The organism is Niabella hirudinis (assembly GCF_051201075.1).
GTDB classification, from domain to species: domain Bacteria; phylum Bacteroidota; class Bacteroidia; order Chitinophagales; family Chitinophagaceae; genus Niabella; species Niabella hirudinis.
The window spans coordinates 38543-61022 of sequence record NZ_JBPEHJ010000014.1; the positions used below are offsets into that span (position 1 = coordinate 38543).

The 22480-nt window shown below is 46.7% G+C and carries 22 protein-coding genes and 1 pseudogene; 14 read left to right on the forward strand and 9 right to left on the reverse strand.

Going from position 1 to position 22480, the window contains the following annotated elements:
- The first annotated feature begins 150 nt into the window (after window positions 1–150).
- The 5 genes from GGU45_RS19335 (at window position 151) to GGU45_RS19355 (ending at window position 8071) form a co-directional block, all read left to right on the forward strand.
- Window positions 151–1554, forward strand: coding sequence for a sulfatase family protein (locus tag GGU45_RS19335; RefSeq protein ID WP_435227568.1), 1404 nt, complete (start codon window positions 151–153; stop codon window positions 1552–1554).
- A gap of 346 nt (window positions 1555–1900) precedes the next feature.
- Window positions 1901–2149: a TlpA family protein disulfide reductase gene (locus GGU45_RS19340; protein ID WP_435227569.1), complete on the forward strand. Its 249-nt coding sequence runs from the start codon at window positions 1901–1903 to the stop codon at window positions 2147–2149.
- 298 nt (window positions 2150–2447) lie between these two features.
- Window positions 2448–6557, forward strand: coding sequence for a class I tRNA ligase family protein (locus GGU45_RS19345; protein WP_435227654.1), 4110 nt, complete (start codon window positions 2448–2450; stop codon window positions 6555–6557).
- 5 nt (window positions 6558–6562) lie between these two features.
- The gene (locus GGU45_RS19350) at window positions 6563–7495 is read left to right on the forward strand and encodes a TraR/DksA family transcriptional regulator (RefSeq protein WP_435227570.1); all 933 of its coding nucleotides are present in this window, start codon (window positions 6563–6565) and stop codon (window positions 7493–7495) included.
- A 99-nt stretch (window positions 7496–7594) separates the two neighbouring features.
- Entirely contained in the window at window positions 7595–8071 is a 477-nt protein-coding gene (locus tag GGU45_RS19355; protein ID WP_435227572.1) for a YcxB family protein, read from the forward strand.
- 4 nt (window positions 8072–8075) lie between these two features.
- Here GGU45_RS19355 and GGU45_RS19360 read toward each other — a convergent pair whose 3' ends face one another.
- Window positions 8076–8504: a GNAT family N-acetyltransferase gene (locus tag GGU45_RS19360; protein ID WP_435227574.1), complete on the reverse strand. Its 429-nt coding sequence runs from the start codon at window positions 8502–8504 to the stop codon at window positions 8076–8078.
- 165 nt (window positions 8505–8669) lie between these two features.
- Here GGU45_RS19360 and GGU45_RS19365 point away from each other — a divergent pair, with 165 nt between their 5' ends.
- The 6 genes from GGU45_RS19365 (at window position 8670) to GGU45_RS19390 (ending at window position 14020) form a co-directional block, all read left to right on the forward strand.
- Window positions 8670–8906 (forward strand): acyl carrier protein, encoded by a 237-nt coding sequence (locus tag GGU45_RS19365; RefSeq protein ID WP_008587437.1) that lies wholly within the window; start codon window positions 8670–8672, stop codon window positions 8904–8906.
- Window positions 8907–9019: 113 nt separating this feature from the next.
- Window positions 9020–10270: a beta-ketoacyl-ACP synthase II gene (fabF, locus tag GGU45_RS19370; protein ID WP_435227575.1), complete on the forward strand. Its 1251-nt coding sequence runs from the start codon at window positions 9020–9022 to the stop codon at window positions 10268–10270.
- A 6-nt stretch (window positions 10271–10276) separates the two neighbouring features.
- Window positions 10277–11005: a ribonuclease III gene (rnc, locus tag GGU45_RS19375; RefSeq protein WP_435227576.1), complete on the forward strand. Its 729-nt coding sequence runs from the start codon at window positions 10277–10279 to the stop codon at window positions 11003–11005.
- A gap of 66 nt (window positions 11006–11071) precedes the next feature.
- Window positions 11072–11593 (forward strand): LIC11966 family surface protein, encoded by a 522-nt coding sequence (locus GGU45_RS19380; RefSeq protein WP_435227578.1) that lies wholly within the window; start codon window positions 11072–11074, stop codon window positions 11591–11593.
- Window positions 11594–11603: 10 nt separating this feature from the next.
- Complete coding sequence (locus tag GGU45_RS19385; protein ID WP_435227580.1) at window positions 11604–12782, forward strand: cysteine desulfurase family protein; 1179 nt, start codon at window positions 11604–11606, stop codon at window positions 12780–12782.
- A 38-nt stretch (window positions 12783–12820) separates the two neighbouring features.
- The gene (locus GGU45_RS19390; RefSeq protein WP_435227582.1) at window positions 12821–14020 is read left to right on the forward strand and encodes a retropepsin-like aspartic protease; all 1200 of its coding nucleotides are present in this window, start codon (window positions 12821–12823) and stop codon (window positions 14018–14020) included.
- Window positions 14021–14025: 5 nt separating this feature from the next.
- On the opposite strand, the gene GGU45_RS19395 is transcribed toward GGU45_RS19390, so the two are convergent.
- Window positions 14026–14490, reverse strand: coding sequence for a hypothetical protein (locus GGU45_RS19395; protein WP_435227584.1), 465 nt, complete (start codon window positions 14488–14490; stop codon window positions 14026–14028).
- Between the two features lie 95 nt (window positions 14491–14585).
- On the opposite strand from GGU45_RS19395, the gene ruvB reads away from it, so the two are divergent.
- Complete coding sequence (ruvB, locus tag GGU45_RS19400; RefSeq protein WP_435227585.1) at window positions 14586–15620, forward strand: Holliday junction branch migration DNA helicase RuvB; 1035 nt, start codon at window positions 14586–14588, stop codon at window positions 15618–15620.
- A 238-nt stretch (window positions 15621–15858) separates the two neighbouring features.
- Here ruvB and GGU45_RS19405 read toward each other — a convergent pair.
- A pseudogene (locus GGU45_RS19405) lies at window positions 15859–15996 on the reverse strand (hypothetical protein); the annotation flags it as partial.
- A 152-nt stretch (window positions 15997–16148) separates the two neighbouring features.
- On the opposite strand from GGU45_RS19405, the gene GGU45_RS19410 reads away from it, so the two are divergent.
- Window positions 16149–16961 carry a KilA-N domain-containing protein gene (locus tag GGU45_RS19410; protein ID WP_435227587.1) on the forward strand — a complete coding sequence of 271 codons (813 nt, stop codon included), beginning with the start codon at window positions 16149–16151 and terminating at the stop codon, window positions 16959–16961.
- A gap of 10 nt (window positions 16962–16971) precedes the next feature.
- Here the strand turns inward: GGU45_RS19410 and GGU45_RS19415 are convergent, their stop codons facing one another.
- From GGU45_RS19415 to GGU45_RS19440, 6 genes are all read right to left on the reverse strand, one after another.
- Window positions 16972–17187 (reverse strand): hypothetical protein, encoded by a 216-nt coding sequence (locus GGU45_RS19415; protein WP_435227589.1) that lies wholly within the window; start codon window positions 17185–17187, stop codon window positions 16972–16974.
- Between the two features lie 30 nt (window positions 17188–17217).
- Window positions 17218–17418, reverse strand: a complete 201-nt coding sequence (locus tag GGU45_RS19420; RefSeq protein WP_435227590.1) for a hypothetical protein — start codon at window positions 17416–17418, stop codon at window positions 17218–17220.
- A 100-nt stretch (window positions 17419–17518) separates the two neighbouring features.
- Entirely contained in the window at window positions 17519–18217 is a 699-nt protein-coding gene (locus tag GGU45_RS19425; protein ID WP_090389716.1) for a response regulator transcription factor, read from the reverse strand.
- A 397-nt stretch (window positions 18218–18614) separates the two neighbouring features.
- A complete protein-coding gene (locus GGU45_RS19430; RefSeq protein ID WP_435227592.1) occupies window positions 18615–19661 on the reverse strand; it encodes a radical SAM protein in 1047 nt (348 codons plus the stop codon).
- Entirely contained in the window at window positions 19658–19963 is a 306-nt protein-coding gene (locus GGU45_RS19435; RefSeq protein ID WP_435227593.1) for a hypothetical protein, read from the reverse strand. Before GGU45_RS19435 ends, GGU45_RS19430 begins: the two co-directional genes overlap by 4 nt.
- A 187-nt stretch (window positions 19964–20150) precedes the next feature.
- Window positions 20151–20549, reverse strand: coding sequence for a hypothetical protein (locus GGU45_RS19440; RefSeq protein ID WP_435227594.1), 399 nt, complete (start codon window positions 20547–20549; stop codon window positions 20151–20153).
- A gap of 248 nt (window positions 20550–20797) precedes the next feature.
- On the opposite strand from GGU45_RS19440, the gene GGU45_RS19445 reads away from it, so the two are divergent.
- The gene (locus GGU45_RS19445; protein ID WP_435227595.1) at window positions 20798–22330 is read left to right on the forward strand and encodes a helicase HerA-like domain-containing protein; all 1533 of its coding nucleotides are present in this window, start codon (window positions 20798–20800) and stop codon (window positions 22328–22330) included.
- Window positions 22331–22480 lie beyond the last annotated feature (150 nt).

A 22480-nucleotide genomic window follows, 5' to 3' on the forward strand; every position in this document is an offset into this window, starting at 1 on the left:
ACCGGTTCTACGCTATGGCTCTACGCTGTTTGAATGGAGGAGAAGGAAACAAATCCAGTGCAGGAATAACGTAAAAGGCCGCAAAGATAGGAGGTTTTTTTTGTGTTCCGGGTTCAAAAATTAGAATAAATTGCCGTTAAAATATTTTTGATGATACGTCAGTGGTTAGCAATAGCAACGCTCGTCCTGCTTTCCGGGTTTCCCTGCGGCGCACAGTCCCGGCCGGTGCAGATCCGGAAGGGGCGGCCCAATATACTTTTTATATTAACGGACGATCAGCGCCGGGGTGGTACGTTCCTGGCTCCGGAGCTGTTGAAGACGCCGGTACTGGACAGCCTTGCCGGCAGCGGTGTTCGGTTCCTGAATTCCTATATTATGGGGGGCACCAGCGGTGCCGTATGTGCGCCCAGCAGGGGCAGCATGCTAACGGGGCGCAGTGTTTTTGAAATGGGCGGCAACTATGGACAGAAAATTCCGGATTCATTGATAACATTACCGCAATACCTGAAGGATAATGGTTACTATACCTGGATGACGGGCAAATGGCACAATGAATATGCCTCTTTTGTAAGGAGCTTTAGCGGCGGAGCCGCGCTCTTCTTTAACGGCATGGGACCGCAGTATGATTTTAGCGTAAATGATTTTAGGGAAGACGGCGCTTACAGCCCTCAAAACAGCCGCATGGTGAAGGGGATACATGCTACCGACCTGTTTGCCGATGAAGCCATCCGTTTCCTGGAACAGTACCAGGATGAGCGCCCCTTCTTTGCCTATGTTGCGTTTAAAACACCACACGATCCCCGTACGGTAGCGCCTCCTTATCAGCGGTTATACCGCGATGCACCGTTGCCTCCGAATTTTTTAAGGGAGCATCCCTTTGATAATGGCGACCTGAAGATCCGGGATGAAAAGCTGGCCGCCTTTCCCCGCGACAGTACGGAGATCCGGCAGCATATTGCCGACTATTATGCCATGATCACCCATATTGATCAGCGTATCGGCGATATCCTGAATACCCTCAAAAAACAGGGGCTTCAAAACAATACCCTGGTCGTTTTTGCGGCGGATAACGGGCTGGCAGTAGGGCAGCACGGGCTTATGGGCAAGCAAAACCTGTACGAGCACAGTGTAGGCGTGCCGCTGCTGTTCTCCGGTCCGGGGATTAAACCGGCGCAAACAAGCAAAGCGCTTACGTATCTTACCGATATCTTTCCCACCCTTTGTGACTATCTGCACCTCCCCGTACCTGGCCGGCAGCAGATGCTGGGACAAAGCCTGATGCCGGCACTTAAAGGAGCAACCTATAAAGGACGGCAATCGGAGTATTATATCTACGCCAACTACCAGCGCGGCTTACGGATGGGGTCTTATAAATTGATCGAGTACCTGGTAAAAGGCCAGCGGCACACCCAGCTGTTTAACCTGGATGCAGATCCCTGGGAGCAGCGGAACCTGGCTGGCGAAAAAAATATGCAAAAACGGGTGCAGGCGATGCGTACAGAGATGAAACGATGGCATGGGAAGGCAAAGGACCCGATGCCGGTATTTTATTGAATTTTTGGTAACTTAGGATCGTTGCTAAAAACAGCCTGGTAAATTTTCCGCTATGAGAAAGATAATGCTTGCCTTTTTTTTATTACTGTGCCGCGGTGTACACGCCCAGGAGTTTATATTGAACGGCACTATAACCGACCGTGACACAGGAACTGTTTAATAATGTTTTATAACCGGTTCCCTCAAACATTGCAAAAGAGTGCGCTGGGAACCTATCTTTTTAACTATATACGAAAGAGGTTAAAGGATACATTGAAAACGGATATTGCTGTTACGGCCTTTGACAGGATCCGGACAGGGCCGCCTGCTCCTGATTTCAGCATTGTATATTCAAAAGACAGTGTGCATGGCCTTCATCCGAAATTGCTGGAATATATCCAATGCCTCGCTTGGCAAATGGGTGCATGTTTATAATGATATAGCCGGTGATGCGCCGATACCCGGAGGTGCATTTAACGGGTACCAGGTGAATACCATTCCCGCAACAATACTGGTAGACGGCAACGGGATCGTGCGTTATAAAAGTACTGGTTTTGATCCGGCACAGCTTGCGAAGCTTAAACAGGAACTGAAACAATTGGTGGGCCGGCAATAATAAAACAGGAGCCGGTATCTTTAAACGACCAATGCATTTTGCATCTGTTACATAATAACCACCTGCGGAGCGGCAGCCATGTTGCTGGGCAAAGCGCTGAATGATGAGGGTATTGAGGTAACAACTGGGCACCATTGCGCACAGCCCAATCCTGCGGCGGATGGGGGTAGAAACCACAGTACGCCCCTTATTGGCCTTTTACAACACCTGCGAAGAAGTAGACCGCTTCATTGATGTGTTTTGGAAGCTGCGGAAGAACATTGAAATTTCGTACCTTTGCACTCATTTTTTACCTACTATGAGTGTGAAATATAGAGAATATTCGGGGTTAAACCTGCCCTCGATAGAACGGGAAATACTGGCAAAATGGAATGAGCAGCAGGCATTTGAAAAAAGTGTGTCGCTGCGGGATGGTGCTGAATCCTTCGTTTTTTACGAGGGTCCTCCCAGCGCCAATGGTATGCCCGGTATTCATCACGTTATTTCACGCACGCTTAAAGACCTGGTTTGCCGGTATAAGACCATGCAGGGCTTCCAGGTAAAACGCAAAGGCGGCTGGGATACCCATGGCCTGCCCGTAGAACTGGGGGTTGAAAAAGAACTGGGCATTACCAAAGAAGATATCGGAAAGAAAATTTCTGTAGAAGAATACAACCAGAAATGCCGGGAAGCGGTCCTTCGCTTTAAAGACAAATGGGATGACCTTACCCGGAAAATGGGGTATTGGGTAGATCTGAACGATCCCTATATCACGTTTAAGAACGAATATATTGAAACCCTCTGGTGGCTGCTTCAACAGCTATACAACAAGGGGTTGTTGTATAAAAGCGTAAGCATTCAGCCGTATTCGCCTGCGGCGGGTACCGGATTAAGCTCGCACGAGCTCAACCAGCCGGGTACGTATAAGGACGTAAAAGACACGAGTGCCACGGTGTTGTTCAAAGCGGTACACAATGAAAAAAGTGCATTCCTTTTCGAGGCCCTTTCAAAGGCAGCCGAGACTGAGCCAGTCAAGACTGAGCCTGCCGAGACTGAGCCCGCCAAGACTGAACCCGCCAAGACTGAGCCAGTCAAGACTGAGCCTGTCAAGACTGAGCCTGCCGAAGTCTCATTTATGGCCTGGACCACCACCCCCTGGACCCTGCCCTCCAACCTGGGGCTGACCGTGGGTGGCAATATCGATTATACACTGATACAGACCTTCAACCCGTACACCCACCTTCCTGTAAATGTGGTGATCGCCAAAGCACTGATATCCAAATATTTTAAGACGGAAGGCGAAAACGGCGATTTTGAAAATTATACGGCTGAAACCAAACTGCTGCCCTGGAAGATCCTCGGGGAATTCAAAGGCCGCCAGCTGGATGGCCTGAAATACGAACAATTATTGCCGTTTGAGTCCAACTCACCCGAAAAAATTCAGGAAACTACACCGGGCGCCACCCCTTTTAAGGTAATGGTAGGCGATTTTGTGACCACAGAAGATGGTACGGGTATCGTGCATACCGCACCAGCCTTTGGTGCAGACGACTATAAGGTGGGACAAAAAAACAATATCGGCATCCTGACTCTTGTAGACCGCAGGGGCCGGTTTTTGCACGGCGTAAAGGATGATGTATTCCTGTACGGTGATGAGTATGTAAAAGAAGCCTACCTGAATGACGAGGAAAAAGAGGTTGAATTTAAAAAGCAGAAAGAGATTCTTGAGGCCAATGGCAAGGTAAAAGACCTGAAAAAGTATGTAAGTGTTGATGACCGTATCGTACTAAAGCTCCAGGAAGAAGGAAAACTCTTCAAAAAGGAAAAATATGATCACAACTACCCGCACTGCTGGCGTACAGATAAACCCATCCTGTATTACCCGCTGGATGCCTGGTTTATAAAAACAACGGCGCTGCGCGACCGGATGGTGGAACTGAACAAAACCATACACTGGAAACCCAAATCAACCGGAGAAGGCCGTTTTGGCAACTGGCTGGAGAACATGGTAGACTGGAACCTGAGCCGCAGCCGTTTCTGGGGCACCCCGCTGCCCATCTGGTCAACAACTGATGATGCCGAACAAATCTGCATCGGGAGCCTGTCTGATCTAAATGAACAAATATCAAAGACCGATGAATGGCTGCGCAGCGAAGAAAGAGTAAAAAACTTTGACCCCGCAACAGAAGCGTTTTTAGGCGTAAAAGCATTTCAACATCAGTTAAAAAATAATAAGGATGTGGAATATGCGATGTGCCGCCCCGATATTGAAAACGGGTTTATCCATTTTCTTTGGGGAAAAGAAGGGAATGCAGAGAAGAGTTTTGAAGGCGGCTATGGCACTTCAAAAATTATTGCCAAACGAAATTGGGAGGCTGCCAATGTTCCCGGGTTTAACGGACAAACAGTTGATGAAGTTTTTAAGGGTGTGGCTGACTGTATCGCCTTTGGAGAAAAAACAAGGGAATATGGGCCGGCAAATGCAAAGCGCATAGAACTTCAAACAGAAGACTATATTGTTATTATTTCAGAGTTCTTAAATTGGGAAGAATACAGTTGGCTGGTAACAGGGTTTAAAAAGAAAAAGGAAACTGGTGTGGCCGGTAGCGATTCCGAACTTTCCGGAACTACGCAGATCATCCCTACGCTTAACCGTGATGATCTGGGAGCAGTTTCTGAACCAAAGGTACCTTATTTTTCCTTAAATCCCATACTCAGATTTAAAACGGACGATCTTCACAAACCTTATGTAGATGATATCTTCTTTATATCTCCTAAAGGGAAGATCATGCAGAGGGTCGCAGACCTGATTGATGTATGGTTCGACAGCGGGGCCATGCCCTATGCGCAATGGGGACTGAACTATGAAAAATTAAAGGCGGGTGATCCGCAGCCGTTTAACCAGCCCTTTGATACCAACTTCCCCGCCAGCTTTATTTGCGAAGGGGTTGACCAAACCCGCGGATGGTTTTATACCCTGCATGCTATCGCTTCCCTTTTATTTGACAGTGTGGCCTTTAAAACCGTTGTAAGCAATGGACTGGTGCTGGATAAGAACGGGAACAAAATGAGCAAGCGCCTGGGCAACGTGGTAGATCCCTTTGCGACCATTGAGACCTTTGGGGCTGACGCAACACGCTGGTACTTAATTACCAACGCATCGCCCTGGGATAATCTCAAATTTGATATTGATGGCATCAAAGAAGTGCAGCGAAAATTCTTTGGAACCTTATACAATACCTACCAGTTTTTTGCCCTTTATGCCAATGTGGATGGCTTTACCTATGGTGAAGAAAAGATCCCGGTGCAGGAGCGACCTGAAATTGACCGCTGGATCATCTCCTCTTTGAACACGCTGGTAAAAGAAGTGATCGCGGCTATGAACGATTATGAGCCCACCCAGGCCGGACGGCTGATCGAAGACTTTGTAGATGAACATCTAAGCAACTGGTATGTAAGGCTTTGTCGCCGCCGTTTTTGGAAAGGTGAGTATGAAGCGGATAAAATTGCCGCTTACCAAACCTTATTTGAGTGCCTGGAAACCGTGGTGCGCCTGATGGCGCCCGTGGCTCCCTTCTTTAGTGATGCCGTTTTCCGCAACCTGAATGAGGTTGCCCACCGCTACGATCTGCAATCGGTGCATCATGCCCGGTTTCCCCAGCCGGATGAAACGCTTATTGATCAAAAACTGGAGGAGCGGATGCAGCTGGCACAGGATATTTCCTCGCTCATCCTCTCCCTGCGCAAGAAAGTGAACATTAAAGTGCGTCAACCGTTACATAAGGTATTGATCCCCGTTTTAAACCCGGCAATGAAAGAGCAGCTGGAAAAAGTGGAGGAACTGATTAAATCGGAGGTAAATATCAAGGAAATAGAATATTTGATTGATACTGAAGGGTTTATTAAGAAAAAAATCAAGCCGAATTTCGTTGCCCTCGGTAAAAAACTGGGTGCCAGGATGAAGGCCGTTTCCGGCGTCCTGGCAGCATTTACCCAGGAAGATATCAGCAGCCTGGAACGGAATGGTGCGGTGGAATTGGATATGGACGGCGAAAAAGTATCCATCCAGCTTCAGGAAGTGGATATCAGCAGTGAAGATATCCCCGGCTGGACGGTAGCCAGCAAGGGACCGCTGACCGTGGCGCTGGATATTACCATCACCGATGCGCTTAAACAGGAGGGGGATGCCCGTGAATTTGTAAACAGAATCCAGAAGTTAAGGAAGGACAGCGATTTTGATGTAACGGACCGGATCACCGTACAAATTGACACAAATCCTACATTAAAAGATTCGTTAACCACGTATAAAGACTATATTTGCGCAGAAATTTTGGCAGATGAGCTGGAATTTAGTCCAATTTCAGCCGGCGGAACCGAAATTGAAGTGAACGAACATAAGTTAGATACGATTGTAACAAAAAAAGGGTAACAACAATGGCTACAAAGAAGAAAACCGCAGCAAAATCTGCCCGTGCTACCGGCAGCAAAGCTGTTTCTGCAAAAACACCTGTAAAGGTGGCTGGCGGAAAGACGGCTAAAGCCCCGGCAAAATCCGCAAGCGCAGCAAGCGGGAAAGCCAGCAAACCTAAAACGCCGGTAAAAGCGGCCGCCAAACCCACGGTTAGCAGTAAAACATTACCGAAAGCGGCCACCGCACGTGGTGGAGCAGCCCCAAAAGCAGCAAAGCCAGTAAGCACCGCCAATAAGAAAACCACAAAAGTTGCCGCAAAAAAAGTGGTAAAGGCCGTGCCTAAACCGGTGAGCAAAGCGGCCCCGGCAAACGAAAAGAAAACTGCGGCAAAGAAAGCGGCAGTTAAAGAATTGGTACCAGTAATAGAAAAAAGCGTGGCAAAAAAAGAAATAAAAGAAGACAAGAAAGCAGCAAAAGCTCCCAAAAAAGTAGTGGTTCCCAAATTGTCTACAAAAAGTTCGGTAAAATACCAGCCGGATTTTACCAAGAGCGTGCTGGATACTCCGGCCATCGAAAAAGCGACCTCTGTTGTGCGCTATTCCGACAGTGACCTGGCCGAATTTAAAGAGATCATCTTACGGAAGCTGGATGCAGCAAAAAAAGAACTTGCTTACCTGCAGGGGCTGATCACCCGCAGGGATGAAGGCGGCGATATGGATGAAGGACGTTATATGACCATGGAGGATGGCAGCGTTAGCATGGAACGCGAGCAATTGAGCCAGCTGGCCAGTCGCCAGATCACATTTATTGATCACCTGGAAAAAGCGTTGATGCGCGTAGAAAACAAAACCTACGGTATTTGCCGGGTAACCGGCCACCTGATCGACAAAGCCCGCCTGCGGGCCGTGCCGCATGCTACCCTAAGCATTGAGGCAAAATCGATGATGAACCGTTAATTTTTACAGGAACAAAATAGATTAAAAGCGAACCTGCTCCCATAGGTTCGCTTTTTCGGTTTAAAACTTACCTTTAGCCCCGGGTACAAATCATACACGATGACGATACATTTTGATTATAATAAAAAACAGGTGATCCAGGCATTGCGCTATCATTTTATTTCAAAAAAGGAGATCCGGATCATGATCATCCTGGTGAATGTATTTGCCCTGCTTTCCCTGGTTTTGTATGCGTTGCATAAGATTACACCGGTAGCATTTCTGATCAACTCCTTTTTATGGATCCTGCTGATGATCAGTCTCTGGTTTATCCTGCCCGGAGTCGTATACCGGCGGGCCGAAACCTTCCGGCATCATTTTACCATGTACTTCAGCGAGGTCGATTTTACCCTGGAACATGCCAAGGGAAAAAGAAGCTGGCCTTACACCACGCTGCATTCGTACAAGGAAAGCCCCCATTTCTTTCACCTGTATTTTGACGAACGATCGTTTTTGCTGGTGCCTAAATCGGCGTTTGCAAACAGCGATGAAGTGTCTGCCTTCCGGCACCTGCTGATGAACAAGATACAGAAGTAGGGGCTCAGATATATTTTTTCATTACGATATGGGGAATGGTAAGGTTGGTGAATTCATTACTGGACTCCTCGTATCCCATTTTTTCGTAAAAACCGGCTGCGTTTTTACGGGCATGCATGGAAATTTCGCGGTATCCCATATCCCGGGCAATATTTTCGGCAAACTGCATGAGCGCCCGGCCGATTCCCTTACCCTGCAGATCGAAAATTACCGCCATCTGCCGGAGCAGTACCATCTGCCCCGACTGTTTTACCAGCATACAGCATCCCAGCATTTTTTCATCTTCGAACGCTCCGATCAGGATATGATTTTTGTCCGCATCCAGATCTTCCTCTGTTAGCAATAAACCTAAAGGTTTTCGTAAGATCTCGTTACGGAGATCAACCATCTGCCGGTATTCTTTTGAACCATGATCTATAATTTTTAATGCCATAAAATGGTTTAATATTTGAGAAAGATCATAGGCGGCTAAAGCTGGAATTTGTATCGTAAATTAAGGATTTTTAGGTGTTCCCGAGCATTTTTAGTTTTTTTTTTCTTTCCGATGCAATTTTGGTCAAAAACTTTATTTTTGCACCAATAACTAAATTAATAAGATATGTCAGACATTGCATCAAGAGTTAAAAAAATCATCGTTGACAAATTGGGAGTTGACGAAGCAGAAGTAACTAATGAAGCTTCTTTTACAAATGATCTCGGTGCCGATTCATTGGATACCGTAGAACTGATCATGGAATTTGAAAAGGAATTCAACATTTCTATTCCGGATGAGCAAGCCGAAACAATTACTACTGTAGGTCAGGCTGTATCTTATTTGGAAGAGCACGCCAAGTAGTTTTTTGGCAGCCAACTTGGCTTTGGTAAAGTAAAACATCAAATACACCGCCTTTGACTGTGGTCCTCCATATACAAAGGCGGTTTTATCATAAAAAATAAGGACAACCGTTTATGGAATTTAAAAGGATCGTTGTAACCGGGATGGGCGCATTAACACCGTTAGGCAATACGGTTGATGACTATTGGAACGGGTTGATTAATGGCGTTTCAGGAGCAGCACCGATCACCTTATTTGATGCCAGTAAATTCAGAACACGGTTTGCCTGCGAAGTAAAGAATTTTGACCCTACCCGGTTTCTTGATAAAAAAGAAGCGCGTAAGGTAGACCGGTTTACCCAGTTTGCGTTAGTAGTCAGCGATCAGGCTGTTTCGGATGCCGGTCTTACAAAAGAAAATATTAACCCGGACCGTATTGGTGTGGTACTGGGAAGTGGTATCGGAGGGCTGATCACCTTTCAGAATGAAGTAATGGATTTTGCAAAGGGAGACGGAACGCCGCGTTTTAACCCCTTCTTTATTCCAAAAATGATCCTGGATATTGCTGCCGGCCAAATCAGCATGCGCCATAATTTCCGTGGCCCCAATTACGCTGTGGTAAGCGCCTGCGCCAGCAGCACCAACGCGATGATTGATGCCATGAACCTCATCCGCCTGGGCAAAGCCGATATTATTGTAACCGGTGGAAGTGAAGCCGTGATCAGTGAAGCGGGTGTGGGCGGCTTTAATGCCATGAAGGCTATGAGCGAACGCAATGATGACCCTGCCACCGCAAGCCGTCCTTATGATAAGGACCGCGATGGTTTTGTAATGGGCGAAGGGTCGGGCATCCTGATCTTTGAAGAGCTGGAACACGCAAAAAAGCGTGGCGCCCGGATCTATTGCGAAGTGATCGGGGGCGGTGCCACGGCCGATGCTCACCATATTACGGCCCCGCATCCGGAAGGCCTGGGCGCCAAAAACGTGATGATCGAAGCGCTGAAAGATGCCAATATTCAAGCTTCGGATGTAGACTATATTAACACACACGGTACATCCACGCCGCTGGGCGATATTGCTGAAACCAAGGCGATCCTTGAAGTATTTGGTCAGCATGCCTACGAGCTCAACATCAGCTCTACAAAAAGCATGACTGGCCACTGCCTGGGCGCCGCCGGGGTTATAGAGGCCATTGCATGTATCAAAAGTGTGATACATGATAAAGTACCCCCAACCATTAACCATTTTACCGATGACCCTGAACTGGATCAACGGTTGAATTTTACGTTTAACAAAGCGCAGGACCGCACGGTAAATATTGCCTTGAGCAATACCTTCGGATTTGGCGGTCATAATGCCTGTGTGATCGTAAAAAAATATTCATAGTGATCTGTGAATTTTATAAGAGAAATTTTTAAAGAAAAAAACGATGCGGCTTTAAAAAAGCAGTTACGAAACATATTGGGATTTGCTCCCGATAATATTTCCCTATATAAAACCGCCCTTACCCACCGCTCCCTGCGGGAAAATGTTGATGAAAATAATGAGCGGCTCGAATACCTTGGGGATGCCATCCTGAGTGCCCTGGTAGCCGACTATCTTTTTAAACGCTACCCTTACCAGGGCGAAGGTTTTTTAACCGAAATGCGCAGCAAGATGGTGAACCGGCAGCAGCTCAATGAAGTAGCCCTGAAAATGGATCTGAAAAAGATTGCACATTTCAACAAGCAGGATCATACCCTCCGGGGCAGCCATATCTTTGGCAACACATTGGAAGCACTGGTGGGTGCTATTTACCTGGACCTGGGCTATAAAAAAACCAGCAAATGGGTATATAACTACATCATTGCCCCGCATATGTTTATGGATGAGCTGGAATCCCGGGAAATCAACCATAAAAACAAATTGTATGGCTGGGCTAACAAGCAGGGGAAAACACTGGAATTTGCCACCATTGAAGAAAAACTGGAAAATGGCCGGCGCCTGTTTACAATTGGTGCAGTTGTTGATGGAACAATAATAGCGCAGGGAAAGGCCTTCAACAAAAAAGACGCATCGCAGATAGCGGCAAGCCTTGCGGTAGCCACACTCGGGATCAATAATAGTGAAGAAGGCGCATAAGGCGGTGTTGGTCAAAAAGCGTACTATTGTTTCCTCAAAAAGGCTTAAACACTAAATAAAAAAATCATGCGAATAAAATCTCTATTTATAGCTGCAGCAATTTTAGCCGGTTTTATTACGGGCCTTACAGCCTGCGGCGATGGCGGTAAAAAAGAAATTACCCGGGCAGAAGACTATGACCAGTATATAACTTCCCGTATTACCCAAATGCAGCAAACATTATTTGCAGTACAGAAGGTGACGGGGAGTGAGGCGGCGGAATTGGGCGACCTGGACAGGTTTGGAGCCCAGATCGATTCAGTTGCAACAAATCTAAAAGAGCTTCCGGATTATAAAGGAAACGGCAGCTACCGGGATGCTGCGGTACGGTTGGCGGATTTTTATAAAAGATCTGTAAACGGATCTTACGCCGAAATAGCCCGGATTTATAAGGAAGTGAAGGATACCGCCATGGCCGATAATAAGGTTAATGAACTGATCATTAAGCTCCAGGAAGAGGAAACACTGGCAGATGATGCATTTGTCAAAGAACGGGAGGCTTTTGCTGCCAGCAACAAGATCCCGCTGGAGGGCGCGCCTGTCAAATAATTTTTGATGGATGCTCCGGTTACCGATATATCTTGATCATTGTGCCACTACAGCCTGCGATGAGCGGGTGGTAGTGGAAATGCTCCCTTATTTTACCCAATACTATGGTAATGCATCCAGTCGCAATCATGCTTTTGGCTGGAAGGCCCAGGCCGCTGTAGAAGAAGCACAGCAACGGGTAGCCAGCCTGGTTGGCGCCGCTCCGGGAGAAATTATTTTTACCTCCGGTGCTACGGAAAGCTGCAACCTGGCATTAAGAGGCATCAGCACATTGTACGCCGGAACAGGAAACCATATCATTACTGCAAAAACGGAACATAAAGCCGTTTTAGACACCTGCAGGGATCTTGAAAGAAAGGGTATGGAAATTACCTGGCTGGATGTGGACCTCAACGGGCAGATCGATTTGCAGGCACTTCGGGCAGCAATCAAACCCACTACGATCCTTATTGCCATTATGTGGGCCAATAACGAAACCGGTGTGATCATGCCTGCAGCGGAAATTGGCCGTATTGCCGGGGAGCATCAGGTGCTGTTTTTTTCCGATGCCACACAGGCCGCCGGCAAGATTCCCATTGATGTAAAGGCAGCGGGGTTAGGCGTAATGGCATTCAGCAGTCATAAATTATACGGCCCCAAAGGTGTGGGTGCCCTGTACATCAGCCACAGGCATCCGCGTGTAAAACTGGCTGCCCAGATTACAGGCGGAGGGCAACAACAAAATATCCGGAGCGGCACACTGAATGTGCCCGGTATTGTAGGTTTTGGAAGGGCGGCTGCCATTTGCAGGGAGACCATGGCCGGAGAGGCAACGCGGCTTCAGCTGCTCCGGAACAAGCTGGAAGATGCATTGCTGCAGGTTCCGGATGTGTATATCAACGGCCGCAGCTCAGAACGGCTGCCGCATGTGTGCAATGCCTCATTTGGCTACCTCAACAGCAATGAAATACTGGCCGGCCTTAATAAAGATATTGCCCTTTCCTCCGGATCGGCCTGTACCTCCGGATCGCTGGATCCTTCCTATGTTTTAAAAGCCATGCAGCTGCCGGATCCCCTGGCAAAGGCGGCCCTCCGTTTTAGTTTGGGACGGCAAACCACCGAAGAAGAAGTGGCGTATGTTATCCGGCATGTAACGCAAACTATCGAGTCCCTCCGAAAGAGCAGCCCCGCATGGCAGCTTCGTGACTGATTTTTTAGTAATTTAGAAAACTTGTTTAATGATCATGCATGGCCCGGTTGCGTTTCATTTACATGGCTTTTTGCCTGTGCTGCTTTTTTTACCCGAAGGCGCAGGAAGAGTTTATTGACCCGCCCAGCAAACACCTGGTCACCATTCCTTTTGTGCAATTCACTGGTGGGGTAATCGTGTTCAAAGCCCTGCTGGACGATTTTAAAGACTCGCTCAACTTTATACTGGATACGGGCAGCGGGGGTATTTCACTGGACTCCACAACGGTGGAAAGCCTGAAGCTAAGGCCGGGTGCGCCGGAGCGGATCATTCGGGGAATTGGCGGCGTTCGAAAAGTAGGCTTTTTGAAGCACCGGCGGCTGAAGCTGGGAAACTATGAAATGGATAGCCTGGATTTTCATATCATCGATTACAATGTGTTAACATCTCTTTATGGGCAGAAAATTGACGGAATTGTCGGTTACTCCGTTTTGAGCCGCTACATCCTGAAGATCAACTATGAAAAGCAGGAGATCGGTTTTTATACAAAGGGAACAATCAAATATCCGAAAGGGGGCTACCTGATGCATCCTTATATCCGGATGCTGCCTTATTCGCGGTCATCAGTAACTGATAACCGCAAAAGGACGTTCAATTATTTGTTTGACCTGGGGGCCGGTCTTACCGTATTGTTTTCGGATGATTATATGAGCGATAGTTCCTTTTTAAAATCCAGAAGAAAACAATACCTGAAACAGGGCGAAGGGCTGGGCGGAAGGGTAGACATGTACCTCACAGTAATGAAATCATTGCGTATAGGCCCCTACAAATTCCGGAACGTACCTGTGAATATTTTTGATGATGATTATAATGTGACCTCCTACCCATCGCTGGGCGGCCTCATTGGGAATGAGATTTTCAGGAGGTTCAATGTGATCCTGAATTATGACAAACAGCAGATCCATCTTACTCCCAACCGGTTTTTCAATGCGCCATTTGATTATGCTTATTCAGGCATTGAGCTTTACCTGGTAGACGGTGCTGCCGTTATAGGAAAGATTCCGACCGGTTCCCCCGCGGAAAAGGCCGGTCTGAAAGAAGGAGACGCGATTTTGGCGATCAACAACAAATTCGGAATGCAGCTGGATGATCTGAAGCAGGCGCTTCAATCCAACTACGGAAAGGTAAAGATCATCTATAGCCGCAACGGGGAGCTGCGGACCACAGAAATGCATGTAATCAATATTCTAAGGAAATAGAATGGTTAGATATCTATTTTTAAAAGATAGCCCCCGGTAATTTTTTCAAAGGTGCTGGCGCGGTCCTTTACCTTTACACCGCTGATCTCATACTGCCCGGCGTTGTTCAGCTTTGATGTATAAGATACCTCCAGCAGCAGGGTGTTCCTGATCTTCAGAAAAAAACGGGACCGGTCCGGCATGGGAAAAATAATAGCGCCCTGCGGATCGTTTAATGAAACAGAAATATTGGAGGAACTTATGGTTTGACTGAAGGCGTTCCGGATCTCTATGTCCGTTGATGCTATATTATTGGCCGTTATATAGTTGCTACCTGTGGTTTTATCCGAAAGCAAAATATGAAAACGAACAGAGCCACAGTTGGCACAGTACGAGTCGCTGGCAAATGCATTGGACGCATCCGTGTCCGCGGCCTTTTTGCATTGAACCAGTAATAAAACCACAAAAACCAGATAAAAAAAGGATCGCATACTGCTTTTTTACTAAAGACGGGCAAAATACAAAAAATGAAACAGTGGCGCTTCCATTTTTATTTAAACAGGCTCTTTAATATCTTTGGATCAGAATGAGCAACCCCAATTTAAACAAAGAAAAGCAGGGCATGAGCGCTACGGAGAGCGATTTTGAGAACACGATCCGGCCGGGGCAGATCCGGGAGTTTGCCGGCCAGCCGCAATTGATTGAGAACCTGGTTATTTTTATACGGGCCGCCAAAATGAGGGGCGAGGCGCTGGATCATATCCTTTTTCATGGTCCCCCCGGTTTGGGAAAGACCACCCTGTCGCGGATTGTTGCCAACGAACTGGGTGTCAATATAAAAGAAACCAGCGGACCCGTAATTGAAAAGCCGGGCGACCTTGCGGGGCTGCTGACTTCGCTGGAGCCGAATGATGTGCTGTTTATTGATGAAATTCACCGGTTGAGTACGGTGGTGGAAGAATATTTATATGCGGCCATGGAAGACTACCGGCTGGACATCCTGCTGGACAGCGGCCCCAATGCGCGCAGCATCCAGCTCTCGCTGAATCCGTTTACGCTGGTAGGCGCTACCACCCGGAGCGGTTTGCTTACGGCCCCGCTGCTATCGCGTTTTGCTATAAAATCCCGCCTGGAGTATTATGACGCCGCCACCCTGCAAAAAATCATTTTACGCTCGGCAGAGATTCTTGGGGTAAAAATTTTCAAGGATGCCGCTGCGGAAATTGCCGGCAGGAGCCGGGCAACGCCGCGGATCGCCAACGGGCTTTTAAGGAGGGTAAGGGATTTTGCTCAGGTGCTGAATGATGGGGTGATTGATACCGGCATCACCAAACATGCATTAAAAGCGCTCAATGTGGATGAATATGGGCTGGATGAAATGGATAACCGCATCTTACTGGCCATCATCGAAAAATTTAAAGGGGGGCCGGTGGGTATTACTACAATTGCGACCGCTGTAGGAGAGGAGCCTGGTACCATTGAGGAAGTATACGAGCCATTCCTGATACAGGAAGGTTTTTTGCAACGCACGCCTCGGGGGCGGGAGGTAACGCATAAGGCTTATGAACATTTGGGTAAGAAACCGGGGAACCGCGGAGCAAACCTGGAGCTGGGGCTTTAAATAAACCATTAAGTTAAGGATAATTAAGGCTTAATGACTCTTAATCTTAATGGTTACAACCGGCACGGTTGCTCTACCGGGATGGGAATGCTTCCACTTTTACGATCCCCTGAAAGGGCGTAATCCACCGGTACAAGGTGCGCTCCTGGTCCCAAATATACCGCGCATCATCATTCAGCATAAAAAAGCGCTTAAGCCTGATGGCCTAAACGCTTCTATAATTAAAATTATTGGTAGCTTAATCCTGCACCACCAGCCGGAACCCGTTCCCGTGGATGTTCGCGATCCCGATCTTTTCATCATCTTTCAGGTACTTGCGCAGTTTGGCAATGTACACGTCCATGCTCCTGCGGACAGCAGGTGAAAAGCTGTGCCCCCATGCTTTTGCTGCTTTATCAAGAGTTTCCCGGCTGCGCTAACCTGAGAAAATGCCGGTTTGTCTTAAGGCCATGCAGACGGCACTTTCTTTTTTTAATGAAATAAATTTTGGGGAAATAGCATCAATATTTTTTGCAACTTTACGGAACTATGGCTAAAATCAATGTAAAAAACACAGAAATCACTATTATCTCGGTTGAGGAAAGAGATTATATATCACTTACGGATATGGCAAACGCCAAAGAAAGTGAAAGTCGCGCGGCCGATATAATAAAAAACTGGATACGAAACCGTTACACGCTGGAATTTTTGGGTACCTGGGAACAAATAAATAACCCTGATTTTAAAGTGGTCGAATTTGACCACTTTAAATCTCAGGCAGGTTTGCCAAGTTTTGTATTGAGTGTTTCAGAATGGATAGAAAAAACGAGGGCTATAGGAATTATCGTACGCAAAGGCAAGTACGGAGGTACATTCGCACATAAAGACATAGCTTTTGAGTTTGGTTCGGCAGTCAGTGTTCCTTTTAAACTATACCTGATCACCGAGTTTCAACGGCTTAAAGAAGAAGAGCAAAAACAATTGGGCTGGACGGCCAAACGGGAATTAGCGAAACTCAACTATCATATTCACACTGATGCAATAAAACATAATCTCATTCCGAAGGAGTTGTCGTCTGCGCAAACATCGATCATTTATGCCAACGAAGCTGACGTGTTAAATGTCGCATTGTTTGGAATTACAGCCAGGCAATGGCGGGAGGCAAACCCTGACCTGAAAGGGAATCTTCGGGATTATGCAACAATCAACGAATTGATTTGCCTTTCAAACATGGAGAACCTCAATGCCGTTTTCGTCAATGAAAAGATAGCGCAAAAAGAGCGGCTGATAAAACTGAACAAAATAGCTATTCAGCAAATGAGCATATTACAAGAAGTGGAAAAACGGAAACTGTTGAAATAGGAAACGCCTCTTACCATTGCTCCATTTCTTTAAGCAACTCTTCCATAGTGGTGTACTTGCCCGTATCTATCTCGGCATCCGCCTGTTCAAGCTCTTTATTGTATTCTTCTAAAGTTTGCGGAGCGTCTGATGTTTTAAATCGAACCCCAGGGAACTTTAAAGTTTCCAAAAGAAATTTTTTCTTTGAGGCATCGTTGATTTTATCAAAGTCTATTATCAGTTCCATTGTTTTTCAAATTTGTTTGTAGTGGTTATTTTATACATCGGCTTTTATTTTCTTAAAAAAAGCATCTATGCTTTTATAAGTATTTATCTCGCCCTTTTCTATCTCCTTCAGAGATATATCGATAGCGTTTTTGCGTTCAGCCTTTTTGAAAATTCCGAGGGAAAGAATGAAATTTAACGTTTTTTTTGCCAGGGCATTTTTGGGATCATATATTAAAGTTACCTCAGCCAAAATACGAAATATGTAAAGTACAAATTTACGATTTTCTATATAACAAAAAGCGCTTAAGCCTGATGGCCTAAACGCTTCTATAATTAAAATTATTGGTAGCTTAATCCTGCACCACCAGCCGGAACCCGTTCCCGTGGATGTTCACGATCTCGATCTTTTCATCGTCTTTCAGGTACTTGCGCAGTTTGGCAATGTACACGTCCATGCTTCTGCCATTAAAATAGGTATCGCTGCCCCAGATCTTTTTGAGCGCCTGCTCGCGGGGCAGCAGGTCGTTGAGATGTTCGGCCAGCATTTTCAGCAATTCGTTTTCCTTGGGCGAAAGCGTTTGCGTATTGTCGTTGTGGATCAGCTGGCGCAATTTGGGATTAAAATGATAACTGGCCAGTTGGTATTCTTTATTTTCTGTTTCCTTGTTCAGCTCCTCATTTCTTTTAAGGATGGCTTTGATTTTTAAAAGCAATACCTCGCTGTCAAAAGGTTTGGTAATATAGTCATCGGCGCCCAGTTTATATCCCTGGATAATGTCCTCCTTCATGGTTTTGGCACTCAGGAAAAACAGGGGAATATCGGGGTCCACATTGCGTACCTCTTCTGCCAGGGTAAAACCATCCATGTGCGGCATCATTACATCCAGCAGGCAAAGATCAAACTTTTCCCGCTGAAAAGCGGCCAAACCCAGGCGGCCGTCCCGCTCCAGGGTAACATCATAGTCATTCAGTTCCAGGTAGTTCTTCAATACATTCCCAAGATTGGGATCATCTTCACACAATAATATCCTTGGTTTTTTTGTTTCCATGTTGTTGAGTTTGAGTTATTAGATGGCAAATAAAGTTAATGCTTTTTAATACACTAACAAATGGAGCCGAATTTTTTGTTAAAAAGTCTGATATACAGGTCGTTGACGAAGCGCCCGGGGCAAAGTGGAATGGGCAAGCCTGCCTGCATAAAAAAGCAGCCCAGGTATAATCATTCCCGGGGCCGCTTTTTTGTGAACCACCTGGGGTTCTGTAGATAGCCGGTCCTAAAAAATTTCGTTTGTCATGTTGTGCTTTTAACCAACGAACACAAATTCAACGCAAGTACAGCGGCTGCTTCCGCAACGAATCAGCCAAATAACAGCGCTGCTGACAGCAGTAGTAAAAGGATAGAAATTGCAAGTTTCATAGCAAGGGATTTGGGTTTATAAAAGTATTTCAGGCCGAAGCTTTCAGGGGCTTCCGGCTGTTGTATACCCATACTTCGTTCCAGTTAATAATATCCTGGTCTTTGTTTCGGAATACATGACTGAGCGTCCGTTTCATCATCGTTTCAATTTTTACCTTGTTTTTTGCGAGGTAGTGATCGAACAGGGTGCCATCAAAATGGTGAACATTCCCAATCGACAGCCGGGGATCAAAACCATAGGCAAAAGGTGTGATGGTTCCGGTTTCATCAACAACAATATTATCAATCACCTGGGCCAGCCGGCTTTTATCATTACAGGTTCTTGCAAAACCGTTTACAACCTGGGGAAAGGATTGAAGATAATCCCGGTGCAAGAGGTCGGCCTGGATCACCATCCTGTCCTGATATTTGCTGCTAAGGTAATTGGCCAGGATATAAGTGCGATGCAGGTGAAGGTCATCATTGACCCAATGGGCAAGTTCCTGCCGGGCGCGGCCAAACAGCTCCAGCGGGTGCAGCTGCAATAGTTTGGCACCGGCATCAAAGCCAAAAGAGCCCAGCCAGATCAGCTCTTTCCAGCTTTCGGGCGTTACGGTATGAATCAGTCCAAAGGGTTTGTTTAGTTCCCGCAGAGTCTGCAATCCCTGCTGCATTTTTTCAAAAGCCCCCTGCTGACCGCGGATATAATCATGAAGGCCCGGAGGCCCGTCAATGCTTACTGCAACCAGGTCGAGGTATTGCAGCAGCGCCTGGTTACGGGCCGAACCCAGCAGCATCCCGTTGGTGGCCATGGTATTGTTGTAGCCCAGTTTCTTTGTGAATTGCAGCAGTGCTTCGAGATCTTTGTATAGTAGCGGTTCACCCCCCGAAAGGGAAATATTGTTGAACCCCTGGTCGTAAGCGTATTTAAGAAAGGCTTTTAGTGCGTTCAGATCAAGGCTTTCTTTTAACAAAGGCGAGGAGCTGGAATAGCAATGCTTACAACAAAGGTTGCACCGCCGGGTAGGGTGTAACTGGATGGTTCTAAAGGGAGCTGCACATGCAGTACTCCCGTTTGTTGAATGGGCATTCATCATCTTTCAATTTCAGCGTTGAACTTGAATCCCTGGTGGGCAATGATCCCGTAAGGAAATACTTCAAACCGGGAGAAAATGCCGCCAACGTTGTTAAACTTGCCCCAGAATTCAGGATCCACAATACCATTGATGATATAGCGGTCCAGCCGGGGTACGCCTTTTACATAAACCTGGTCAATCTGCAACCCGCTTTTTTTCAGGTTTACGATCTCTTTTGAAATATTGCGGATAACAAGCTTATCCGTGTCTTTGGCTTCCAGCCTTTTCATTAAGCCGGCTTCAAATTCTTTAATGTTCTCCATGATAAAATTTTTGTTTATTACGCTTACTCTTGTCGTTTTTCAGCATACACGTCTTACTCTGTTGGGGATTTTCGGAATACTCCGCTCTATAATTTTTTGAGAATAGCCGGCTTTTAAAGCGATGGTTTATGTTTAACCAAAGTTAAAATAGCAACGAACCGAAGGCAATACCTGAATATGGGGAACCTTATTTTTTGAAAATGCGAAATGTTCCGCTACCGCTTACGTTAGCGCCACTGCCCCAGGTGCCGTCCATGGTGGCAAAACCGGCATCCACAATGGCCTGTGTTGAATAAGAAATGGAAGGCGGGTAGGTATAGGTGGTCTTCACCGTGTTGCCGCTTACGATATATGTGCCTTCTGCTTTTCCTGCAGATGCTGTGTCGCTGTTATCGGCATAAACCCTTACGGTGCCATTGGAACGGAACAGGAAGAAGTACGAAGATCCCGGCACGGAGCTTCCGTTTCCATACTTCCCTTCCCAAAAACCGACAACGCTGGGGGGAGGGGTGGCATCTTCCTTTTTCTTTTTACAGGCAGTGAGGATGCTGAGGGCAACAAGAACAATTAATAATTTCGATTTCATGTTATTTGTTTTTTAATTTTAAAATTCAATAGCCCAAAATTACCCCGGCCCCGGGGCCGGAACCAGCGGGAGTTTTCGGTTTTTTTATCGTATTTATACGTGTTTTGACGTGGGTAAATGCCGCATATACTTTGCAAAGGATGAGGTAGCGATTTTTTACAACCGATCCATTTACTTTTTATCCCTTCCGGTTTTTTATTCTTTTTATCAAAAAACTTAAGGAATATTGCAATAACAAATTTTAGATCATGGCAGACACAATGCAATTTTTACAGGCCATAAAAGAAGGCTATACCTTTAAAGGCGAAAGCTATAAGATAGGCAGGGGCATTTTAAATGGGGAAGTGGTGGCGGATGCCGATGTAAGCATTCCATTTAAAACCCTGAACCGGCATGGCCTCATAGCCGGCGCCACCGGAACGGGTAAAACAAAAACGCTGCAGGTCCTGGCCGAGGGGTTTAGCGATGCCAGTATTCCTGTGCTGCTGATGGATATAAAAGGAGACCTGAGCGGCATTGGCGCTGCCGGAGTAACCAATGACAAAATTGCGGAACGTTGTCAAAAGCTGGCCATCGGGTTTAAACCCGAAGCCTACCCCATCGAGTTCCTGACCCTGAGCCAGGAAAAAGGCACGCGATTAAGGGCTACGGTAACAGAATTTGGACCGGTGCTGTTTTCCAAGATCCTGGACCTGAACGATACGCAGGGGGGCTTTGTGTCGCTCATCTTCAAATACTGCGATGATCACCAGTTGCCCCTGGTAGATCTGAAAGATTTTATCAAGGTATTGCAATATGTGAGCGATGAAGGAAAAGCGGAGCTTGAAAAAACATACGGCAAGATATCGACCACGTCCACCGGAACAATCCTGCGGAAGGTGATCGAACTGCAGCAGCAGGGCGCCGACCTGTTTTTTGGCGAGCGCAGTTTTGATGTGGATGACCTGATGCGCATCAGCAGCGATGGACGCGGCATGGTTTCCATTGTAAGGGTTACCGATCTGCAGGATCGTCCCAAGCTGTTTTCGACCTTTATGCTGCAACTGCTGGCGGAGCTCTATGCCTCCCTCCCCGAGGAGGGCGACCTCGACAAGCCCAAACTGGTACTGTTCATTGATGAGGCGCACCTTATTTTTAACGAAGCCAGCACGGCTTTGCTAAACCAGCTGGAAACGATTGTGAAGCTGATCCGTTCCAAGGGCGTGGGTATATTTTTCTGCACCCAAAACCCGATGGATGTGCCTGCCTCCATATTGTCGCAGCTGGGATTAAAAGTACAGCATGCATTGCGGGCATTTACGGCGGCGGATCGCAAGGTGATCAAACAAACTGCTGAGAACTATCCCCTGAGCGATTTTTATAAAACGGACGAACTGCTTACACAGGTGGGGATTGGTGAGGCCCTGATTACCATGCTGAATGAAAAGGGTATCCCCACACCGCTGGTGCATTGCATGCTGCGGGCGCCCCAAAGCCGGATGGATGTACTTACAGATGCGGAGATTGATGCGATCATTTCCGGATCAAAGATCGCTTACCACTACAATGAGGTAATCGATAGCGAGAGCGCCTGCGAACTGCTGACTAAAAAGCTAAATGATGCGGCTGCAAAAGCAGCACAGGAGCAAGAAGAAAAACCCGCAAAACGTGTAGCCGAAGAGAAAGGATTTTTTGATAACCCTATTGTCAAAAGTGTAGCGCGTACCGCGGGCAATACCATTGTGCGCTCACTGCTGGGCGCCATAGGGCTGGGGGGAAGACGAAAAAAAGGCTTTTTCTAAATTTAGAATCCGAATGAAAATGTAAAATATTGAATGAAGAATATAAAACCCGTACCGGATCGGGCGGGTGAAAAAGGGTACCCGTTTTAGAAAACGAAGATTTTTGGGTTTAACCGGAGCGGCTTCTGTATTTTAGATTGGATATTTTAC

What these genes read in the sequence shown, in the direction of transcription:
- GGU45_RS19335 (WP_435227568.1), top strand. Translation starts at nt 151, where the DNA reads ATGATACGTCAGTGGTTAGCAATAGCAACGCTCGTCCTGCTTTCCGGG.
- GGU45_RS19340 (WP_435227569.1), top strand. Translation starts at nt 1,901, where the DNA reads ATGGCCTTCATCCGAAATTGCTGGAATATATCCAATGCCTCGCTTGGC.
- GGU45_RS19345 (WP_435227654.1), top strand. Translation starts at nt 2,448, where the DNA reads ATGAGTGTGAAATATAGAGAATATTCGGGGTTAAACCTGCCCTCGATA.
- GGU45_RS19350 (WP_435227570.1), top strand. Translation starts at nt 6,563, where the DNA reads ATGGCTACAAAGAAGAAAACCGCAGCAAAATCTGCCCGTGCTACCGGC.
- GGU45_RS19355 (WP_435227572.1), top strand. Translation starts at nt 7,595, where the DNA reads ATGACGATACATTTTGATTATAATAAAAAACAGGTGATCCAGGCATTG.
- GGU45_RS19360 (WP_435227574.1), bottom strand. Translation starts at nt 8,504, where the DNA reads ATGGCATTAAAAATTATAGATCATGGTTCAAAAGAATACCGGCAGATG.
- GGU45_RS19365 (WP_008587437.1), top strand. Translation starts at nt 8,670, where the DNA reads ATGTCAGACATTGCATCAAGAGTTAAAAAAATCATCGTTGACAAATTG.
- fabF (WP_435227575.1), top strand. Translation starts at nt 9,020, where the DNA reads ATGGAATTTAAAAGGATCGTTGTAACCGGGATGGGCGCATTAACACCG.
- GGU45_RS19380 (WP_435227578.1), top strand. Translation starts at nt 11,072, where the DNA reads ATGCGAATAAAATCTCTATTTATAGCTGCAGCAATTTTAGCCGGTTTT.
- GGU45_RS19385 (WP_435227580.1), top strand. Translation starts at nt 11,604, where the DNA reads ATGCTCCGGTTACCGATATATCTTGATCATTGTGCCACTACAGCCTGC.
- GGU45_RS19390 (WP_435227582.1), top strand. Translation starts at nt 12,821, where the DNA reads ATGGCCCGGTTGCGTTTCATTTACATGGCTTTTTGCCTGTGCTGCTTT.
- GGU45_RS19395 (WP_435227584.1), bottom strand. Translation starts at nt 14,490, where the DNA reads ATGCGATCCTTTTTTTATCTGGTTTTTGTGGTTTTATTACTGGTTCAA.
- ruvB (WP_435227585.1), top strand. Translation starts at nt 14,586, where the DNA reads ATGAGCAACCCCAATTTAAACAAAGAAAAGCAGGGCATGAGCGCTACG.
- GGU45_RS19410 (WP_435227587.1), top strand. Translation starts at nt 16,149, where the DNA reads ATGGCTAAAATCAATGTAAAAAACACAGAAATCACTATTATCTCGGTT.
- GGU45_RS19415 (WP_435227589.1), bottom strand. Translation starts at nt 17,187, where the DNA reads ATGGAACTGATAATAGACTTTGATAAAATCAACGATGCCTCAAAGAAA.
- GGU45_RS19425 (WP_090389716.1), bottom strand. Translation starts at nt 18,217, where the DNA reads ATGGAAACAAAAAAACCAAGGATATTATTGTGTGAAGATGATCCCAAT.
- GGU45_RS19430 (WP_435227592.1), bottom strand. Translation starts at nt 19,661, where the DNA reads ATGATGAATGCCCATTCAACAAACGGGAGTACTGCATGTGCAGCTCCC.
- GGU45_RS19435 (WP_435227593.1), bottom strand. Translation starts at nt 19,963, where the DNA reads ATGGAGAACATTAAAGAATTTGAAGCCGGCTTAATGAAAAGGCTGGAA.
- GGU45_RS19440 (WP_435227594.1), bottom strand. Translation starts at nt 20,549, where the DNA reads ATGAAATCGAAATTATTAATTGTTCTTGTTGCCCTCAGCATCCTCACT.
- GGU45_RS19445 (WP_435227595.1), top strand. Translation starts at nt 20,798, where the DNA reads ATGGCAGACACAATGCAATTTTTACAGGCCATAAAAGAAGGCTATACC.